The sequence below is a fragment of the Tunturiibacter empetritectus genome (assembly GCF_014201375.1).
In the GTDB taxonomy this organism is placed as follows: domain Bacteria; phylum Acidobacteriota; class Terriglobia; order Terriglobales; family Acidobacteriaceae; genus Edaphobacter; species Edaphobacter lichenicola_D.
Window position 1 is genome coordinate 274,454 of the sequence record NZ_JACHDZ010000004.1, and the last position, 20,287, is coordinate 294,740.

Annotated in this window: 14 protein-coding genes; 9 read left to right on the forward strand and 5 right to left on the reverse strand. The window is 58.9% G+C overall.

The features are described 5' to 3' along the window. Positions 1-61: 61 nt before the first annotated feature. The 3 genes from HDF10_RS13215 to HDF10_RS13225 all read left to right on the forward strand — a co-directional run bounded on the left by HDF10_RS13215 (position 62) and on the right by HDF10_RS13225 (position 2,787). Positions 62-994 (forward strand): alpha/beta hydrolase family protein, encoded by a 933-nt coding sequence (locus tag HDF10_RS13215; protein ID WP_183814164.1) that lies wholly within the window; start codon positions 62-64, stop codon positions 992-994. Positions 995-1,077: 83 nt separating this feature from the next. Continuing rightward, complete coding sequence (locus tag HDF10_RS13220; RefSeq protein WP_221271700.1) at positions 1,078-2,256, forward strand: mechanosensitive ion channel family protein; 1,179 nt, start codon at positions 1,078-1,080, stop codon at positions 2,254-2,256. Positions 2,257-2,412: 156 nt separating this feature from the next. After that, positions 2,413-2,787 (forward strand): VOC family protein, encoded by a 375-nt coding sequence (locus HDF10_RS13225; protein WP_183814166.1) that lies wholly within the window; start codon positions 2,413-2,415, stop codon positions 2,785-2,787. Positions 2,788-2,953: 166 nt separating this feature from the next. Here the strand turns inward: HDF10_RS13225 and HDF10_RS13230 are convergent, their stop codons facing one another. Both HDF10_RS13230 and HDF10_RS13235 read right to left on the reverse strand, forming a co-directional pair. Next, entirely contained in the window at positions 2,954-6,370 is a 3,417-nt protein-coding gene (locus HDF10_RS13230) for a TonB-dependent receptor (protein ID WP_183814167.1), read from the reverse strand. Between the two features lie 243 nt (positions 6,371-6,613). Further along, complete coding sequence (locus tag HDF10_RS13235; RefSeq protein WP_183814169.1) at positions 6,614-9,979, reverse strand: TonB-dependent receptor; 3,366 nt, start codon at positions 9,977-9,979, stop codon at positions 6,614-6,616. 240 nt (positions 9,980-10,219) lie between these two features. Between HDF10_RS13235 and obgE the strand changes: the two genes are divergently transcribed. The 4 genes from obgE to HDF10_RS13255 all read left to right on the forward strand — a co-directional run bounded on the left by obgE (position 10,220) and on the right by HDF10_RS13255 (position 15,409). Beyond that, entirely contained in the window at positions 10,220-11,332 is a 1,113-nt protein-coding gene (gene obgE / locus HDF10_RS13240) for a GTPase ObgE (RefSeq protein WP_183814171.1), read from the forward strand. A gap of 632 nt (positions 11,333-11,964) precedes the next feature. Beyond that, complete coding sequence (gene panB / locus HDF10_RS13245; protein WP_183814173.1) at positions 11,965-12,906, forward strand: 3-methyl-2-oxobutanoate hydroxymethyltransferase; 942 nt, start codon at positions 11,965-11,967, stop codon at positions 12,904-12,906. Between the two features lie 149 nt (positions 12,907-13,055). After that, on the forward strand, positions 13,056-13,898 hold the full coding sequence (gene panC / locus HDF10_RS13250; RefSeq protein ID WP_183814175.1) for a pantoate--beta-alanine ligase: 843 nt from the start codon (positions 13,056-13,058) through the stop codon (positions 13,896-13,898). Positions 13,899-14,107: 209 nt separating this feature from the next. Then, positions 14,108-15,409 (forward strand): GGDEF domain-containing protein, encoded by a 1,302-nt coding sequence (locus HDF10_RS13255; RefSeq protein ID WP_183814176.1) that lies wholly within the window; start codon positions 14,108-14,110, stop codon positions 15,407-15,409. 106 nt (positions 15,410-15,515) lie between these two features. On the opposite strand, the gene mnmE is transcribed toward HDF10_RS13255, so the two are convergent. Further along, a complete protein-coding gene (mnmE, locus tag HDF10_RS13260) occupies positions 15,516-16,910 on the reverse strand; it encodes a tRNA uridine-5-carboxymethylaminomethyl(34) synthesis GTPase MnmE (RefSeq protein WP_183814177.1) in 1,395 nt (464 codons plus the stop codon). A gap of 415 nt (positions 16,911-17,325) precedes the next feature. On the opposite strand from mnmE, the gene HDF10_RS13265 reads away from it, so the two are divergent. Together HDF10_RS13265 and HDF10_RS13270 are read left to right on the forward strand one after the other, a co-directional pair. Then, on the forward strand, positions 17,326-18,018 hold the full coding sequence (locus tag HDF10_RS13265) for a DUF2461 domain-containing protein (RefSeq protein ID WP_183814178.1): 693 nt from the start codon (positions 17,326-17,328) through the stop codon (positions 18,016-18,018). Positions 18,019-18,159: 141 nt separating this feature from the next. Continuing rightward, positions 18,160-18,603, forward strand: a complete 444-nt coding sequence (locus HDF10_RS13270; protein ID WP_183814179.1) for a rhodanese-like domain-containing protein — start codon at positions 18,160-18,162, stop codon at positions 18,601-18,603. Between the two features lie 364 nt (positions 18,604-18,967). On the opposite strand, the gene HDF10_RS13275 is transcribed toward HDF10_RS13270, so the two are convergent. Both HDF10_RS13275 and HDF10_RS13280 read right to left on the reverse strand, forming a co-directional pair. Further along, entirely contained in the window at positions 18,968-19,120 is a 153-nt protein-coding gene (locus HDF10_RS13275; RefSeq protein ID WP_183814180.1) for a hypothetical protein, read from the reverse strand. A gap of 122 nt (positions 19,121-19,242) precedes the next feature. Beyond that, on the reverse strand, positions 19,243-20,151 hold the full coding sequence (locus HDF10_RS13280; protein ID WP_183814181.1) for a sugar phosphate isomerase/epimerase family protein: 909 nt from the start codon (positions 20,149-20,151) through the stop codon (positions 19,243-19,245). Positions 20,152-20,287: the final 136 nt, after the last annotated feature.

Here is a 20,287-nt window from a genome sequence, read left to right on the forward strand (position 1 = left end):
CTTCTCTTCGCAACCAAATTCAACCTTCTTCCCTACACGCCCACCGCCATACAATCACCGCATGACATTGCGACAACTTGTACTCTCGACCTTTCTACTTGCCTCCCTCCCGGCGTGCGCTCAAACGACCGCAACCGCGAGCCAAAACAGCCGGGGTCTCTACTCAGCCATCACCACGGATCCCGCGCCGGACAAAACCAACCCGTCAGCCTTTGCCACCTTTCAGATCCCCAGCCACGGCGCGCTCCTCAATGCACTCGCCTACATCGCGCCCGGACCCGCCCCACATCCCGTAGTCCTTCTCCTTCACGGCTTCCCCGGCAACGAGAAGAATCTCGATCTCGCCCAGGCCATCCGCCGCGACGGCTGGGACGTCGTCTACTTCGACTACCGCGGCTCCTGGGGTTCCCCCGGCGACTTCTCCTTCACCCACTCCATAGAAGACACCCAATCCGCCATCGCCTACCTGCGCGACCCCGCAAACGCAAAGAAGCTACATGCCGACCCATCGTCCATCGTTCTGGTGGGCCACAGCATGGGCGGCTTCCTAGCCCGCTACGTCGCCGCGCAAGATCCCGCCATCAAAGCCGTCGGCCTCATCTCCGCAGCCGATATGGGCGTCGACAGAGCTCAATCCATCAAATCCGACCAGAGAGACGCAGCCATCTCCGCGCTCGCCGCACACCTTGCCGCCGAAGGCATGGCCCCGCTCGCCGGATGCACCCCCGAAAGCCTCGCCAAAGAGGTCGTCGTCAACGCAACCGCATGGAACATCCCCGCGCTCGCTCCAAAGCTAGCCACCCGACCCATGCTCGTCATCACCTCCGATGACGGCCTCGCACCCTCCAACGACGCCTTCGTCGAGGCCCTCCGCAAAACCGGCAACCAGGAGATCACCGTCATCCACATGGCAACCGACCACTCCTACTCCGACCAGCGCATCGCCCTCGAAAAGGCAGTCCTCGACGGCCTCGACTACCTTCAACATAAATAGTGCCGTTACACGCCGCCGAGCCACCGGATATTAAACTGCCCTCAGCTTCGTTGCATCTAAACAGCGAAGCAGACGGAGCAACCTTGAACCAACTCGCGCTCAGCCCGGCCAGCCTCACGATCCCAAATGCATGTCTACTCGCGCTGGATTTTCCTCACTTCCGCCACACTTGGTTCTTCGTCATCTTCCTGTTCTGCGCTGCGATCGTGCTCTCAAATGTAATCCACTATGCCCTCTTTCGCCTTCTGCGCCGCAAAGAAGAGGAGAGCAAAAGCCTCGGCTGGGGCCTTCAGCGTTACCTCGGCAAACCCGCCCGCGCCATCTTCTTCCTCACCTGCCTCCTCCTCATCCTCCCCGCCGTACCCAGCCTACCCGACAAGGTCGAAGACACCATCCGCCAAGGCCTCATCATGGCGATGGTCGCCTCCATCGGCTGGTTCGCCGTAGGCTGCATCTACGTCCTACAGTCCATCATGTTGCGGCGCTACGACCTCAACGCCGAAAACAACATCCAGGCCCGCCGGGTCCACACCCAGTTCCAGCTCTTCCGCCGCATGCTTATCAGCTTCGTCGTCATCATCGACATCGGCGCCCTCCTCTGGACCTTCAACGACCCGCGCATCTGGCACTACGGCTCCGGCCTTCTCGCCTCCGCCGGCATCGCCTCACTCATCATCGCGACCGCCGCCAAATCCACCGCCGCAAACTTCTTCGCCGGCCTGCAGATCGCCGTCACCGAGCCCCTCCGCATCGACGACGTCGTCGTAGTCCAGGGCGAGTGGGGCCGCGTCGAAGAGATCAACTCCGCCTACGTCGTCATCCGCATCTGGGACCTCCGCCGCCTCATCGTCCCCTTGAGCTACTTCATCGAAAACTCCTTCCAGAACTGGACCCGCGAGTCCTCTGACATCCTCGGCACCGCCTTCCTCTACGTCGACTACTCCATCCCCGTCGAGGCCCTCCGCCAGCAACTCGAGTCCATCGTCCACCCCTCGCCGCTCTGGAACAAACAAGTCTGCGGCCTCCAGGTCACCAACCTCACCGACCGCTCGATGGAGCTACGCTGCCTCATGAGCTCGCGCAACTCCAGCGAAAACTTCGACCTCCGCTGTCTCGTCCGCGAAAAGATGACCGCCTGGATCCAGCAGAACTATCCCGCCGCCTTCCCCACCACCCGCTTCGCCTCCCGTCCAGACAGCTCTGCCCAACCGCAGGAAGGTCAGAGGCTCGCAAATCCCCTTCAACAAACCGACCACCACTAACCCAACTCTCCCATACGACCAATGGGAGGGCCCACGCGAAGCAATCACAAGTCACGAAGTGACCGCCTCCCGCGCAGGGAGCCCGTCCGGCAGGACATATCTTTCACCCACCGCAACGCAAAATCGCTATAAACTAGCCATCCATCGAGGTTCCCCATGCTAGGCCAAACTCCCATCATCGCCTTCATCCCCACCCGCGACGCCGCTCAGTCCCGCAGCTTCTACGAGGGCCTCCTCGGTCTGCGCTTCATCGACGACGACAAATTCGCGCTCGTCATGGAAGCCAACGGCACCATGATCCGTATCGTTCGCGTCGGCAACTTTACTCCCGCGCCCTTCACCATCTTCGGCTGGGAGGTCCAGGACATCCACCAGTCCGTAGCCGACCTCACCGCCAAAGGCCTGACATTCACCCGTTACCCTCACTTCGAGCAAAGTCCCGACGGCGTCTGGACCGCGCCCGGCGGCGCCGCAAAAGTAGCCTGGTTCGCCGACCCCGACGGCAACACCCTCTCCCTCTCACAGCACTAGGTCCAACTCCGACCAACGGGAGGACCGAAGCAGCTCGCCTCGCCCAAACAAGGTACACAACTCACGAAGTGACCGCCTGAACCTGGGTCCCCACAAACAGGTCTTCGTTTGTGGGGTGGCCGAGCGCAGTGGGCACGTCCGGCGGGACATCTCTTCTAAAGCCCCATCAAAACTCCACCCTCAACCCCAACTGCACCTGCCGCTCCGGCGACTGTCCCGTCGACGCCGCCGTAAACGTCCCGAACGGCCGCACATTCAGCCCCTCCGCCGCAACCGTTGCAGCATTCTGAAACACCAGCGGCGTAACCCCATTCACCTCCGTGCCCACAAGATACGCGCGCTGCATAATCGCCGAGTAGTTCTCCCGGTTCGTCAAATTGAACGCCTCCGCAACCCCACGCACCTTCACGCCCTCGCTCACCCGCACCGCCTTGGTCAATCGCAGATCGACGCGCCCCGTATCCGGCAGCCGCAGCGTATTTCTCCCCACCGTCGGCAGATACGTCGCCCCGCCCGCGCCGTTGATGCTCTCATGTCCCCCGGTCAGCCGCGTGCCGCCAAAGATATCCGGGCTGTAAGGCCTCCCACTCGTCTCCGTAAAAATAGGCGCCACTGCCCAGCCATTCACCGTGCTCCTCAGCCAGTGCTGCTCGATCGTAAACCTCGGCTCCCACACCACGCTGGCCACAAACTTATGCGGATAGTTCAGCGCCGAGAGCCCCTTGTCATACCGCACATCGAACGGATCGAACTGCGCATTCGTCCGCGGAATCGCGCCACCGCTCTGTCCATAATCAATCGCCTTGGCCCAGGTCCAGCTCGCACTGAACTCCACGCCCCCACGGCTCCGGCGCCGCCCCTCCAGCACCAGCGCGTTATAACTCGCGTTTGCATTTGAAACAATATCGGTTACAGGTCCAAAGTTCGTATTCAGCCTCTGCGAATAGACCGGAACCACAAACGTCTCACCATCCCGAACCCCCACTGCGCCCGTCCCGCCCTGCAGCTGAAACTCCTTCGTCGCAACCGCCGGCGCAATATTAATATCTACCGAGTTCGGCAGCTGCCGGTCAAGATTCAACAGATACGTCGCACTCGCAATCATCCCCGCGCCCACCTCGCGCTCAATCGAAAAGCTCCCCTGCTGCACCGCTGGCAGCCGAAATCTCCGATCGAAGACCATCGCCGAAGTCGTCTTCCCCACAGCTGCCGGTGGCGTCGTCACATACGAGCAGGCATAGCCAAACCCCTGATTCGCAATCTGCGGACAATTTGTAACCGTCGTCGGTAAGATCAAAACGCTGGCCGTAGAAGAGGGCAGCGCAGTCCTGGTCAACGCGCTGCTCAAGGTGGCGCCGGGCAGCCTGCCATAAAACAGGCCGTACCCAATCCGCACCGTCCCCCGGCCCGAGCCGAACGGCTCCCAGGACACCCCCACTCTCGGGCCAAAGTTATTGCGATCCTCCGGGAACACACTCGTTGCGCCCTTCTGTCCAAACACCGCGTCGAGCGTCGCATTGGGCTGCTGCGGCAGCGGAGAAAGCTCATATTCGTAACGCAATCCGGCACTTATTGTCAGCCCTCGCCTTACCCTCCAGTCATCCTGCAAAAATCCCGCCCACTCCTGCGTGTCGAACGTCACCGCCTTTTGCCCAAAGCTCTGCGTAAAAGAGCGAAAGCAGAAATCATGCACCGCCGCCGTGATCGACGGACAACCGCCATTCGGATACGCGTTCACGTCGAAGGTGTAGTCCGTAATCCAATCCACCAGCCCGCCCGCGCGTCCCGAAGTGATCCCGCTGTCGTAGTGAAACGCTCCCTGCGGATTATTGAGACTCGAAATATCGTCATGAACAAAGCTGACATCGACCCCCGCCTGGATCTGATGACGCCCCCGCACGACCGTCAACAGATCGGCCAATTGAACCTTGTTCTCATCCGGATACGCCGTGCGCCCCAGCGAGGTCGAAGTGCCGAACGTAAATCCATCCGGTCCAATCGCAATCACGGGAGCATATCCATCGGGACCCACCGCCGGCTCCTGCGGCAGCGGCTTCGAAGCCGTCTCATACTGAAGGTCTCGCCCATACTGCACGCGCAGCTCGTGGCTCAGCTTCGGCGACACCGTCCACATCCATCGCCCCAGCACCGAATCCACCTTCGCATAACGGCTCCCCAGGCTTCCGGCTCCCAGATCCACCACCGGCGCAGATCGCGCCCCGGACGGAGAACTCGATCGCGCCCGGTCATACTGCACACTCAACCGATGTCGCGCCGCTGCCTGCCAATCCACTTTGCCGAAGTTGATCGTCTGATCTTGCCGCCGCGCCACAGTTCCCGTCAGGCTGTCGAGATAGTTCAACGCAGCATCTACCTTCGCCGGTGTCACGCCCCGATTGCCCAGCAGTGCACTCTGCATAGGCGTCAGCAGATAAAAGTTCGGATCAGCGGGAGTCGAGACCGCCGGAAACGACCGCACCTGCTGATCGTAGGTATAAAAGTAGAAGAGTTTGTCCCTCACCGCAGCCCCGCCGACGCTGCCTCCAAACTGCTGCCGAAGGTCGCTTGGCTTCACCGCCGTGCTCGTGCTCACACCGCCCACATAGGTCGTCGCAATCGAAAAGGGATTCGTCGCGCCAAACGCACTCGACCGAACCAGGTAAAAACCCGTCCCATGCAAAGTATTCGCTCCACTCTTCGACACGGTCGTAATAATTCCTCCCGCCGCATGCCCATACAGCGCCGAGTAGTTCTGCCCACTCACACGAAACTCCTTTATCGCCTCCTGAGAAAACGTGTAAGCCGCACCCGCATGACGCCCGTACCCGCCGCCCCCATCCACACTGCCCGCACTCACTCGCTTTGACGATCCAGTCTCCGCCGCGTCTTCTATCTCCGCGGCACTCTCTCCGCCCGTCCCACGCGGCACCGCGCCAAAGCTCTGGTCGTCATCTCCGCCATCGACTCGACTGCTGTTCTGCGTCGAAGCAACCCCGCGAAAACTCAACAACCCATCCCCCTCGGGATCGGCGTTGACCGTCGGCGTCAACAGCGCAAAGTCCTGCCATCGCCGCCCATTCACCGGCGTTCGCTCCATCTCCTCCTGGGTCACGACGCTGGCCGTAGCCGTTGATGCCACCTCGTCGACGCTCACCGTAGCCGGCTCCGGCATCGCGGCCACGTTCACCGAACTAACAACCCCGGCAACCTTGAGCCTGGCCTCCACCGAGGTCACCCCGCCAATCTCCACCACCACCGGCTCCAGCGTCAGATTCGCAAATTGCTCATAGCCCACCACCACCCGGTACTCTCCCGCTGGCAGGTGCGTCACCACAAACTCTCCCCTGTCCTCGGTCTTCGCAACCGCAGTCAATCCGTTGGCGAGATTCTGCACCTGCACCACTGCGCCCTTGAGTGCAGCGCCCGTCGCATCCACCACATATCCGCTGACCTCGCCATCGACCGCCGTCTGTCCCCACGCGCACCCCCCCAAGGCAGCAGCGGCACTACACCACAGCAAGCAGGCCCGGACCACGTTCCTCACACCCGCGCTCAACCTCGCGCGTCCCAGACAGAACGACATGCACTCTCCGCGGATTCTGTACCGCTCTACGCCGCAACCACGGGAAGATGGAAAAGTAAGCTCGCCATGCCCTCTCGCTGTCCAGGCAAAGCGTCGCAGCCACAAGCTGTTCCACACCACGCAAAAAAAAAACGGAACACTATGAGATTAGCCGGAGACGCCGCAATTATGAAAGGCCACTTCCGTGTTAACCCCAAAAAGGGCGACAGCCGAAGCCGCCGCCCTCACAAAGTGACACTAGGGTTAGAACTGCGCCCGAACCGACAACTGAACCTGGCGGGGAGTGTAAGTAAACCCGCTGGCATTCGAGTTCGTCACGGAACCAAACAATGGCAACGCCGAGTTCGCGCTGCTCGTGTTGAACGTCAGCAGGTTCCCCGTCACTTGTTTTGCCGCATTGGTCGTAGTTCCGATGAAGTACCCAGTCGTATTCACCGATGTGACGTTCTGACGGTTCAAAATGTTGAAGCTCTCGCCAAGCAACTCCAGCTTCAACCGCTCAGCAACTGTAAACCTCTTCGACAGCCGAAGATCCAGCACATTCGTACTCGGCAGCCGAAGCCCATTGCGCTCAAACCCCGGCAGCCGGAAATTTCCGTTGCCAGTACCAGTTCCACCCGATCCGTTCACACCGCTGCCCACAGCATTCAACTGCGCGCCATTAATAAGACCGGTCGACAGTGTCCCGCTGGTAGCCAGCGAATAAGGCAACCCGCTCTGCGCCGAGAAGTTTGGCGAAACTTCATAGTCGTTCAGCAGATAACTCTTCCAACCCGTAAAGCGCCACGGCGACGTCGCCACCGCAGTCAGCACAAATCGGTTCGGAACATTCTGATTGGAGTTTCCATACTCCCCGCGAAGATTCGTCGGATCCACCAGCGCATTTGCAGAGGTACCAGTCTGGTTGTTTTCGCCGTAATCCAAGGCATGCGACCACGTATAGTTCGCGCTGAACTGCAGGTTGTGCGTAAGACGGTGCGAGATCTGACCAACTAGACCCTGGTAGTTCGAGTTCACTCCGCTGAAGATGTTCGTCTTCGATCCGAAGTTGCAATCCGTACGCTGACTCGGACAGATCTTGGAAGACACCGTGCTCTTCGCAAAGAAGTTCGACGTAAAAGTAGAGCCATTCGGCAGCGGCCCCTTCCCCGACGTATCCACCACAGTGTAGGTCACTCTGGTCGGAGCAGGCAGGTTCAGGTCGACAAAACTCGGCAGACGCCGCCCAAACGACCCCAACCAGGTCACGCTCAACACCGTGTTCCAGCCAAGGTCCTGCTCAACCGTCAGGTCAGCCTGGTGAATCTCGGGCAGTTTGAAGTTCTTGTCGAAGAACGTCGAGTTCGGGGGCGTCCCCGTGTTGACCAATGCCGGAATCACCTCTGGAAACACCGGCGCACCCGCCGCAGTCGACGTGTAGCTAAAGCTCGGCTGCCCGTTGAGTGAGCCCGTATTGATCAGCGCGTTATAGATCGTCGAGTTGATCACGCGAGCGAAGAACTCTCCATAACCTCCTCGCAGAATCGTCTTGCCGCTTCCGAACACATCATAGGCAAAGCCAACTCGCGGACCGATGTTGCTCTTGTTGCTAGGCAGCGACCCCGTCTGCGGAATCGAGGAAACAATAAGATTGCTGACTGGCGACGGCAACTGTTCATACTCATACCGAATGCCGCCGGTCAAGCTCAGCCGTGGATTCAGCTTCCACTCATCCTGCAGGAAGAACCCATAGTCGCCCGTCGTGAAGTTGAGGCCAGGAATACCGAAGCCCTGCGTATACGAGCTGTAGTTATGAGCCTGCGGAACCGTCGCAGGATTCTGCGAGAGGTATAGGTCCGTTAGATAATTCGTCAGCGTGGAATAGCTATATCCGCCATACTGTGCGAAAAGGTTGTTGATCAGGTCGTACGTGTGGATGTAGTCGCCGCCAAATTTGATGCTGTGGTTTCCACGATTCCAGTTCACCGTATCGGCAACCTGATTGCGGCGCTCGTCCGGCAGCGCAGCACGCTGCAGAAACGTCTGCGTCCCAAACGTAAAGCCGTTAGTAATTGCAACACTGGGTGGAAGCCCCCCAAAGGGATTGGTATAGCCGCCCGACGTCGGGCCCACCAGGTTCGACGTCTCGTACGTCGACGGATCCTGCGCAAACTCGAACTCAAAGTCGCGCCCATACTGATAGCGGACTTCGTTGCTGATGTTGTTCGTAATTACCGTATCCAGCTTCGCGATGCCGAACGTATCGCGCACATAATCGTTGCCAAAGCTATGCGAACCATCGAAGACCGTCGCGCCAGTCTGAATTCCAGCCGGCGAGATCCACCGCAGCCGGTTCACTTCAAACGAAGCATGATTCTTTCCGTTGATCTGCCAGTCCACCTTAGGAAAGAAAATCGTCTGATCGCCCGCACGTGGCACATTGCCGAGCAGCGTATTCAATCCTGAAAGACCATTGACGTAGTCCGTCGCCGCAGCGCCATAGCTGGCCAGCTTCAGGTTGGTCTGTAGCGTACACGCCGCCGCGTCGATCGTGCTTGGCGCCGTCGCTCCTTTTCCGCCGCACACCTGACCCGCCGGAAGCGCCGCATCAGGAGTGGCAAAGAAGCTTGTGGGGTTGCTTGCCGCCGCGACCGCCGGGAAGTTCCTTTGAAAACGATCAGCCGCAAAGAAGAAGAACAGCTTGTCTCGAAAGATCGGACCGCCAACAGCCCCTCCCCACTGCTTGCGTCGATCGGTCGGCTTGAAGTTCACCGACGTAAAAGGCCCATTCGGAACCAGCTGCTCGGTCTTTGTCGTAAACGCGTTCGCAGCGCCCCACTCCGCATCGCGATCGTAAAAGTACGCCTCGCCGTGAAACTGGTTGCCGCCTGACTTCGTGATCGAATTCACAACGCCGCCGGCGGACCGGCCATACTCCACCGTGTAGTTCGAAGTATTGACTTGGAACTCCTGAATCGAAGCCTTCGCCGTCGAATAGCCTGCGCGTGTGCGTCCACGCTCTTCAGAGAAGTAGGCCTGATTGTCATCTGCTCCGTCGATGGTTACATTATTCAGCAAAGTACTCTGCCCGCGAAAACTCAAAAGCCCGAACCCGCTCGAGTCGGCAACCACTCCCGGCGTGAGCAAAGCGTAAGCCGACCAACGGTAGTTGTTCACCGGAAGATCCTGCAACTGTTTCTGATCGATCACTCCGGAAAAATCAGGAGACGTCGTATTCAGCGCTGGTGCCTCACTGGTCACCTCAATCGTCTCACTCGCCTTGCCCAGAGGAAGTTTGGGAGAGATGTCGGTCAGCAAGCCAACCTCAACGATCACCTCGCCAGACCGATAGGACTGGAATCCAGGCGCAGTAATCGTAACCGTGTAGGTTGCGGGTTGCAGATGGATCGCCCGAAAGACGCCCGAATCATCGGCCTTTATATTCTGCTCAGCGTTCGTCTTGTTCGAACGCACCACCACCACCGCGCCGCTAATCGCCGAACCGCTCGCATCCTCTACTGTTCCGCCAATCGCACCATCGACTGCCGACTGCCCGTAACCCTGCAACCCTGTAACCGCACAGAACGTCGCAATCAGCGCGCCCCGCAACATCCATCTCGAAATCTTCATCTGGTCTCCTGAATTTTGTTTCGCCCTGCAGACTGCACATCGTTCCGCGTCTGCTGCGAGCCAAGTTCTGCTTGTGTCGCAAGTTCTCTCAGACTCGCATAGCGCCGTTAACATGGGATTACGATTTGTAAAATGCTGTTTTTACAAGCTCCTGCGCGACCACCCGTGGATCATCACATCCCCTCGCGCTCGCCCGCACCATCCGCGCCACGCGCGAAAACTTGTACACTGTTAATAGAAATGTTTATTGATGAAGCAAGAATTCGTATCAAGGCCGGCGACGGCGGCAACGGCTGCATGGCCTTCCGCCGCGAAAAGTTCGTCCCCAAGGGCGGCCCCTCCGGCGGCGACGGCGGCCACGGAGGCGACGTCCTCATGTCCTCCTCCCTCAGCCACAACACCCTGGTCCACTTCCGCTTCAACCCCGAGCACAAGGCTCAGCGCGGCGGCCACGGCCTCGGCTCCAACTGCTCCGGTTATGCCGGCGAAAGTATCACCCTCAAGGTTCCAGTAGGCACCCTCGTATACGACGACGCCACCGGCGAGCTCATCCACGACTTTGCCCGCCCCAACGAGACCATCGTCATCGCCAAAGGCGGGCGCGGCGGGCGCGGCAACCAGCACTTCGCGACATCCACCCATCAAGCACCCCGAGAGCATGAGCTCGGCCGCGCCGGCGAAGAGCGCACCTACCGCCTCGAGCTCCGTCTCCTAGCCGACGCCGGTCTCGTAGGCTACCCCAACGTCGGCAAGTCCACCCTCATCTCGCGACTCTCCGCCGCCAAACCCAAGATCGCCAACTACGCCTTCACCACCCTCGAGCCCAACCTCGGCGTCGTCCAGGTCGGCGACTTCCCCCACACCGAATCCTTCACCGTCGCCGATCTCCCCGGCCTCATCGAAGGCGCACACCTCGGCGCTGGCCTCGGCATCCAGTTCCTCAAACACATCGAGCGCACCAGCGTCATCGTCCACCTCGTCGACGTCTCCGACGCTGGCGCCGCAGAAGGCACCGCCCGTCCCGACCCCGTCGCCGACTACAAGGTCATTACCGACGAACTCAAGAGCTTCGACCCCGCGCTCGCCGCCAAGCCGACCATCCTCGTAGCCGCCAAAGCCGACGTCGCCAATCCCGACAAGCTCAAAAAACTCACCGCCATGGCCAAGCGCCGCAAGCTGCCCTTCTTCGTCATCTCCGCCGTCACCGGCGAGGGCATCGAGCCGCTAAAATTCGCCATCGCCGAGCTGGTCGCCGCCCACCGCCCCATCGCCCTCGAACCCGAGATCGTCGAACCCGTAAAACTCAAGCCCAACTACCCCCCACCCCCAGGCTCCGCCCGCGGCCGCGCCTGAATACGACTTCGAAATCTTCAAACAGCCTGCAATGATCGGGTGCCCCATCCTTCGAGACTTTGCGAAGGGTGGGACGCGATACCGCTGCCTGCTCGTTGGTTGTCCTTCCCAGCCTGCTTGATTTCATACTGACCCACAACCCGAGCTTGCCGCAGGGGAAGAACCCGGCTGTTCTCATTTCTTCCTCTCCTCACCCCCATAACTCTTCCCCCACAAATGGATGTCAAGCCCCCATCCCAACCAAACCACCTGCAATCAGAAACTTACCCCTTGCGCATTAGTTTCACCTAAACCGCTACAATTGAAACGGTCAGATTGTGTGGGATGTTCCGACACCCCGCAAGTGCCGAAAACACTCTAACCCTTTGTTTCCAATTATCTGCGGATAACCCGTTTAGGATGATATATTTGCGAGGGATAATCTCCCGTAAACCGTTGATAATAAAAGGGTTACACGCGGGTAATATGGGGGGACCTCCCGAGTACACGGCAGCGACCCATCACCCTCTTGCCATCCTACCTACAAGACGCGTAAGGTTTAAGCCGCCCCAGGCATCTGCTGGGACAGGTGGTATCCAGCCAAAGTCGCCTCTCACGAGACGAAGCGCGGCGGAGCTGCACTGGAGATTGCAATGAGTCTGACCACGTTCTCAACGGAACGAGCCGGCGCCCAAGGTGGGCGACAGGCCGATTCCACCCCCAAAGTCACCGTCCCCTCCCTCCTCGAAAAGAAACTCCTCCGCCGGCCCATCAGCGCCATCACAGCCTACGACTACGCCAGCGCCCGGCTCGTCGACGAGGCTGGCCTCGACGTCGTCCTCGTAGGCGACTCGCTCGCCATGGTCATGCAGGGACACGAAAACACCCTCGCCGTCACCATGGACGAGATGCTTCTCTACACCCGCGGCGTGCGACGTGCCGTAAGACGCGCCCTGCTGGTGGCCGACATGCCCTTCGGCAGCTACCACACCGACGACCGCGAGGCCCTAGCCAACGCAATCCGCTTCGTCAAGGAGTCCGGAGCCGAAGCCGTCAAGCTCGAAGGTGGCCGCGAACGCGCCGAGCTCATCCGCAGAATCACCGCCGCCGAGATCCCTGTCATGGGACACATCGGACTTACTCCCCAGAGCGTCCACCGCATGGGAGGCTACAAAGTACAGGGCAAGACGATGCAGGCGATCGACGAGCTGCGCACCGACGCGCTCGCTCTCGAGGAGGCAGGCTGCTTCGCCATCGTCCTCGAGGGTGTGCCCCGCGAACTCGCCCACATTATCACCGAAGAGCTCCGCATCCCCACCATCGGAATCGGTGCCGGCCCCGACTGCGACGGACAGATCCTCGTCCTCCACGACATGATGAGCATGACCTTCTCGCCTCCGGCAAAGTTTGTTCGACGGTACGCCGACGTGGCAGGAGTCATGCGCAAGGCGTTGGAGGAGTACCGGCACGACGTCGAAGCCCGAACCTTCCCTGCGGACGCCGAAAGCTACCACTTCTCGCGCGAGGTCCGCGAACTGATGAATGAATCGACCGAATCAGCCGAGCCGGCCGAACCGATCGAAGCAGTGGGGTAACCGCCAGACCGCATCGCCAGACAAGAACGATCTCGATGTCGAATCGAGCCCATCGGTTCGAGACTATCGGTGGTGGTGCGCGTCTGTCTGAAGAAGATCAGAAGATTTAGAGAACCCGCAGCAATGCGGCCAAGAGGAGCTGTCATTCAATGAAGATCGTGAAGAGTGTTGCGGAGATGCAAAGCATCTGCCGCGAACTCCGGACGCAAAGCGTCTCAATAGGCTTTGTGCCGACGATGGGTGCGCTTCACAAAGGTCATCTCTCCCTGGTCCAGCGAGCCCGCTCTGAATGCCAGACTGTCGTGGCGTCCATCTTCGTCAATCCCCTCCAGTTCGCGCCCGGAGAAGACTTCGCCCAGTATCCACGAACCTTCGAGGAAGACTGCAGACAGCTCGAGGCGGAAGGAGTAGCCATCCTGTTCGCCCCCGAGGCAAAGGAGATGTACCCCAGCGGCGCTGTAACAACCATTACCGTATCCGGCATCGGCGACCGCTTGGACGGAGCCTCCCGCCCAGGACACTTCACCGGGGTAGCCACCGTTGTTGCCAAGCTCTTTCATATCGTCGCCCCGCATCGCGCCTACTTTGGTCAGAAAGATGCCGCGCAGATCGCTGTTCTGCGACAGATGGTTCAGGACCTCAACTTCGACTTGGAGCTGGTGAGTTGCCCTATCGTGAGAGACTCCGATGGCCTGGCTCTGAGCAGCAGAAATAGATACCTTAGCGTTCCGGAGCGCGAACAGGCATTAGTCCTGCATCGTGCGCTCACTGCAATCGAGCAGAGCATCGCCCAAGGCGAACGTCGTAGCTCAACGCTCTTACAGATTGGACGAACCACTCTGGAGACGGCAACGGGCGTAAAGGTGGACTACCTCGCCATCGTCGACGCCCGATCGCTTCTCCCCGCGACATCTGCGGAGAGCGGCGCGCTCGTCGCAGTGGCAGCCTATGTGGGCCGCACGCGTCTGATCGACAACCTACTCGTCGTCTGAAGCCGCGAACGGTCGATAGCACCAGAGCGGACTCTGCGAATGACACGGAAGTACCATGTAACCCTCGTAATTGCAGGTATATTTCGTTTTCCGCTTTAGTAACATGCAGGCAGCATCATTTTGGTTACGAATTGTCCCTGAATTGCCGCTGTAGAAGCTACGGACCTTCAAGGGAGCAAGACGGACCGCAGGGGAAGAGGCGACTTTAGATGCCGAGCACTTCCATTCACGAGCTCGCGATTCAGCAGGTCGAGCGGCTTTCACGAAGAGGGTTTCAGCGACTGTCGCTGCCGGGGCCTCTTGAGAACGCCTTCGAGCAGTCGACGCTCGCTCGACGATCCGAACGCCTCTGGCTCGAAGGCCTGGTAGCGATTGGCCTCTTCAATATCTATGTCCTTGTAGACCACGTTCTTCAGGGGGGCGGCTCATGGCTTCCGGTGCAACTCCGCCTGTGCATTGTCACGCCTCTCGCCCTTCTGATTAATGTCAGCATGCGCTGGAGTCCAAACAAGATCTATCGCGAAACAAGCATCGCCGCAGTGAGTTGTCTTATAGGAGTAATGCATCTTTACATCGAGAGCAATAAAAATGCGCCCTCCTCCGCGTACGCTCAAGTAGGCCTGATTGTCGCGGTCATCTTTGTCAATGTCGTGATGCGGCTTCAGTTCTTTTACGCTCTCAGCGCATCGGCCATTATGCTGGCAAGCGATCTTGTCTTCATTCAACACGATCACTTCCTGAACTCTTCGGAGAAGCTGCTCGGAATCACTCTGGCGGTCTGCGCCATCTCGATGACCGTGATTGCGAACTACAGCACCGGCAGAGAAGAGCGACTAGGCTTCCTGATGCGGCTGCGTAGCGAGATCCAAAGCAAAGAGCTCTCCTTCCTGAACGTTGAGCTGCAAAGAATTTCGAGCATCGATAGCCTGACTGGACTGGCCAATCGGCATGCTTACGAGCTGCAGTTTGCCAAACTGTGGAGCGAGTCTGTCGACTCCGGCTCATGCTTATCCGCCATCGTGATCGACATCGATCACTTCAAGCTCACAAACGACACCCGCGGACATCTGTACGGCGACCGCGTCCTGGTGCGAGTTGCTTCTTTGCTGCTGCAAGGTCTGCGTTGCAAGGACGACTTCGCAGCCAGATTCGGTGGGGAAGAGTTCGTAGTTTTGCTTCCCGGCACAACCCAGGAAGGAGCAATGATCGTCGCCGAACGCATCCGCAAGCTCGTCGAGGTGGCTGGTTCTCCAGCGCTCCCTGAGCCCGGCAGCCATCCAAGGCTTTCAACGGTAAGCTGCGGCGGAGCATCCTGCTACCCGAGCGACATTACCTGCAAGGAGGACCTGTTGGAGGCGGCTGATAAGGCGCTCTACCGGGCAAAGGCGCTTGGTCGCAACCGGGTATGCTGGGGCGAATTATCGATCAGGCAACACCAATCATCTTCCTCATCCAGGCGACATAGGATTTCGTTAAAAAGCGATCCGCTGCCACTGACAAGTGTCGACTAACCTTCGATATTGGTGCTCGCGTATTCAGTACTTTCACCCGCTGAATTCGATCCTAGGGTAGTTGTTCCATCACGTGGCATCGACACGAACTGCCGTTTAGATAAAGTTATTTTCCAATGCAGAACTTGCTGAAGATGAGGTTCAGTATGTCGTCGCTCGTTGTAGAACCCGTGAATGCATCGAGAGCGCGAAGAGTTTCGTAGAGATCCAGAAGGATCATCTCGTGAGGGATGATTGCGGTTGCCGCGCGCCGTGCTTGATGAAGAGCTGCCAACGCGTCCGATATTGATTGCTGTTGCCGTTGGTTTGTTAGAACTGCGGTTTCGATGTTTGGGATCTCCTTCGTCATCAGCGACAGGATTGCGCGACGTAACTCCGGGATACCCGATCCGGTCAGCGCAGACGTCCGAACCATTTGAAGAGCAGTTTCCGGGATCTGCGATTCCGGGTGTTCGAGGTCTTGTTTGTTGATAACAATAAGGAAAGGCCGGCCCGCTAAAGCGGCTGCCGTTGCTTTATCTTCTTCGTGTGGCGCCGCAGTGGCATCGAGGACGAGAAGCACTATGTCGGCTTCTGACATGGCTTCGCGAGATTTCTTGATGCCTATGGACTCGGCCTCGTCAGCGGAGTCGCGCAGGCCTGCGGTATCGATGAGTTCGACTGGGATGCCGTCAAGGGAGACGCGTTCTGTGACCAGGTCTCGGGTTGTGCCCGGCGCGGCGGTGACGATGGCGCGGTCGCGTTCGACCAGACGATTAAAAAGAGAGGATTTACCGACGTTGGGGCGGCCGACGATGGCCATGGAGAAGCCTTCGCGGACGATGCGGCCGTAGGAAAAGGAGTGCTCGAGTGCGGTGAGGGGGGCCTGGATCGCTTCGATTTGGGTGGTGATTTGGGCCTGTGGGAGGAGATCGATGTCGTCTTCGGCGAAGTCGATGCCAGCTTCCATTGCGGCGATGAGGCTTATAAGTCGTTGTTTTATTGGGGTTATTTGGCGCGATAGCGATCCGCCTAGCTGCTGGGCGGCGATGCGGGCCTGGTGGAGGGTGATGGATTCGATTAGGTCGTGGACGGCTTCGGCCTGGGTGAGGTCGAGGCGGCCGGAGAGGAAGGCTCGCTGGGTGAATTCGCCAGGTTCGGCGAGGCGGGCGCCATGGGCTGCGCATTGGCGGAGAAGGTGGTCGAGCAGGACGGGGGAGCCGTGGGCGCCGATCTCTACTACGTCTTCAGAGGTGTAGGAGTGGGGAGACTGGAAGTAGGTGACTACGGCTTCGTCGAGGATTTCTCCTGTGGAATCAAGGATTTCTGCAAAGCGCGCCTGGCCGGGGGCGAGGGGGTGGCGGAGTTTGAGGAGGGGTTCGGCGATAGCGCGGGCGGCGGGACCGGAGAGGCGGACGATGCCGATGCCGCCGCGGCCGGGTGGGGTGGAGATGGCTACGATGGTGTCTTCGGATTCTTCGGAGAGGAAGCTGGAGCCGGAGTTGGGGTTGGAGTCGCTCACCTGGATTTTTTCCTTGGATTTTCTATGGTAGCGGGAAAAAAATCGGTGTGGTGCTTTGTGGCGTTTTTCAGGGGTTTTTGCGAAAAAGCGTGGTGCAGGACGTGGTTTTTTGCTGGTGTGATCGTGGTGGTTTGCGTGGTAAACGTGGTGTTTAAAACCATCGTTTTTCCGCGCTAAAAATGCGCCAGCTTTTCCAACTTTATTTTTGCAGGCAGGCAGAGGCACCAGCAGATCCCTGCGGGATGACGGCAAAAGGGACAGACACCGGCAACCGCAACGGCAACCGCAGATCCCCTTCAGGGATGACAACAAAAGGGCAAACAACTACAACCGCAAGTGCTAGTGCAAGTGCAAAGGCAACGGCAACGGCAAGTGCAAGTGCAAGTGCAAGTGCAAGTGCGTTTACGATTGAGGGATGGCGACACAGTTTTCGAATGAGGCTTTGAAGTTTTTGCGGGGGCTGAAGAAGAACAACGACCGCGAGTGGTTTGGGGAACGGAAGGACGTCTACGAGAAGCAGCTGAAGGAGCCGATGCTGGCGCTTATCGGCGAGGTGAATGAGGCGATGGCGGAGTTTTCGCTGGAGCACGTGCGGCCAGCCAACAAGATCCTGATGCGGATCTATCGCGACATTCGCTTCAGTAAGGACAAGCGGCCTTACAAGCATCATGTGTCGGCGTGGTGGGCTAGGGATGGATTGCAGAAGACCTCGGGGGGTGGGTTCTATCTACAGGTGAGCTCGACTGATGTGCTGATCGCTGCGGGAGTTTATATGCCGGAGCGGGAGCAGTTGCTGGCCATTCGACGACACCTGGTGGATCATCATCTGGAGTTTCGCAAGATCATGGCGGGGAAGAAGCTGCGGTCGCTGATGCAGGAGACGGAGACTCTTTCGCTGACGCGGCCGCCGAAGGGGTTTGCTGCGGATGATCCGGCTATCGATTTGATTATGTGCAGGCAGTGGGGATTGTCGGCTACTCTGCCGGTGGAGCGGGCGACTTCGGCGGGGCTGCTGAAGGATGTGGTGGAGCGGTTCAAGGTTGCGGCGCCTTTGATCAGGCTGCTGAATACTCCGCTGGTGGGGAAACCTAAGAGGCCTATGTTTTAGAAGAAGAACGTGTCCTGCCGGACGGGCCCACTTCGCGTGGGGCGGTCACTTCGTGACTTGTGTACCTTTTCCCGGTTGAATTAGCGGCGCAACAACTCGCTTTCGGTTGCGTACGTCTAATCCGGAGACGTGGAGGACAGGATGAGCGTGACGGCTATCGTTGTGGCGGTGCTTTGCGTTCTGGTCCTGGGGTTCCTCGTGCGGCGCGTTCTTGCCCGGCGCGAGGTTCGCGAGAAGAGCATTGAGCCTGAGGCTTTGTATGCGCTGCTGAAGGCGAAGAAGATTCTGCTCTACGATGTGCGCCAGCCGCTGGACTTTCTGGCGCATCCGGAGATTATTCCCGGTGCGACGAGGATCGCGCCCAAGGACATCGCTGAGCATACAGCTGCGTTTTCTCGCGACCAGAACTCGGTGATCTACTGCACGGGCGGGGACCATGAGACCAGCAGGATGGTGTTAGGAAAGGCCCGGGCGCTGAACTTTACACGAGTGAAGATGCTGCGAGGCGGCATTACGGCGTGGAAAGAGAAGGGGTATCCGGTGGAGGCTTATACGGAGTCCTTTCACCTGGACACGGCGACGTAGATTGGTTTTGTTAAGTAGATTTGTTTGTTGGTTTTGCTTGGCGCGGTGATGTAGCTGAATCTGATGTCTCAGAACTGGTCTAAGAGTTCAGGAGAGCTTGTAAAGACTAGCCGACTTTATTGAGTGAACAAGGAACTGCAAACGCAAAATGCGGGGGTCTTGACGGATACCGCAGCATGAATCGGTTCGCGCAACTAAGAGTTGTGGCCGCAATCCACTACGCCGTGCGATAAGACCGCACGGCTCCGGTCGAGATGACGCATTTTATTAGCTCCAATGGCGATGACGCATTGTTTAGTTTCTGGACAGGTTCCAGGGTCGAGACGCAAGGCACCCGAATCTTCCCAACCCGGGTTTGAGGTGTTTAGAGCTTGTTTTTTACTTCGGTCATCAGTGAGCCGATGGGATTTGTGATGGCCTGCTTCGCGATGGTTCCCAGCGGTTCGCCGCGGCGGTACATCAGGTAGGCTGCGATGACTCCCGATGCGATGGTTGCGAACAGGATCAGCTTGCTCATAGAGCGGCGATTTTCGGCTAGTTCTAATTCCTCGGTTCCCATGTTTCCCCCTGGAGCGTTGCTGGCTGTAGGATGCAGATTTGTTCGAGCGATGCGTTTACAGCGATGATCTTTTCTTTCGTTTAAACGAGGGGACGGAGTGCCTCGTAGCTGACGCCTACAGCTTCGAGCGAGGTCATTCCTTCGATGGGTGGGTCCTGCTCGACGAAGATGTGCTGGAGGCCTGACTTCTCTGCGGCGGCGATGATGGGTTTGAAGTCGATGTGGCCGCGGCCGATCTCGGTGGGGCGGTGGTTGGGGTCGACGCCGAGCGTGGTGGTGACGGGAGTGCCGGCGGGGAAGTCTTTGGCGTGCATGAGGGGATAGCGGCCGGAATATTTTTTGAAGTAGTCGATGGGGTTGTTGCCGGAGGTGACCATCCAACCGCAGTCGAGTTCGAACTTGACGAGTTTGGGGTCGGTTTCTTTGAGCAGAATCTCGTAGCCGGTGTGGCCGCCGTAGTCGCGGAACTCGAAGTTGTGATTGTGATAGGCGTACTGGAGGCCGGCCTTCTGGGCCTGGGCTCCGATCTCGTTGGCTTTGGCGGCGATCTTTTTGAAGTCGTCGAGGGTGAAGGCTTTGATGATGTCCATCATCTTCGGCAGGTCGGCGCCCTGGATGGTGTTGGGAAGGAGGACGGAGCTGACGGCGTAGTTGGCGCCGAGGGCGTTGGCCTGGTCGAAGAGCTGGGCGTTGTCCGCCATGCCGAAGAAGAGATGTGCGCTGGGGCATTTGAGGCCTGCGTCGTCGAGCATGGATCGCATCTGCGCGGCGGTGATGTCCTGGAGTGGGAAGGACTCGACCTTGCGGTAGCCGATCTTGGCGAGGGCGTGCAGGGTGGCGACGGCGTCCTTTTTCAGCTCGTCCTGCACGGTGTAGAGCTGGATTCCGATGGGCATGCTGGTTTCGCCGAACGCAGAACGGAGGGGCAACAGGGAGGAGAGGCTGACGGCGGCGGACTGCTGCAGGAAGAGACGACGTGAGGGATGCATGCTTCTCCTGATCTTTACGGAATGCTGCTTCGGCTGATAGGCCAGTCTACTTGGCGTTGGCGAAGCGGTGTCAAGGGAATAACGTTATGTCAATTTGCCTGATGGTGGTGAGACTGCGAACGCAGATTCCCTTCGG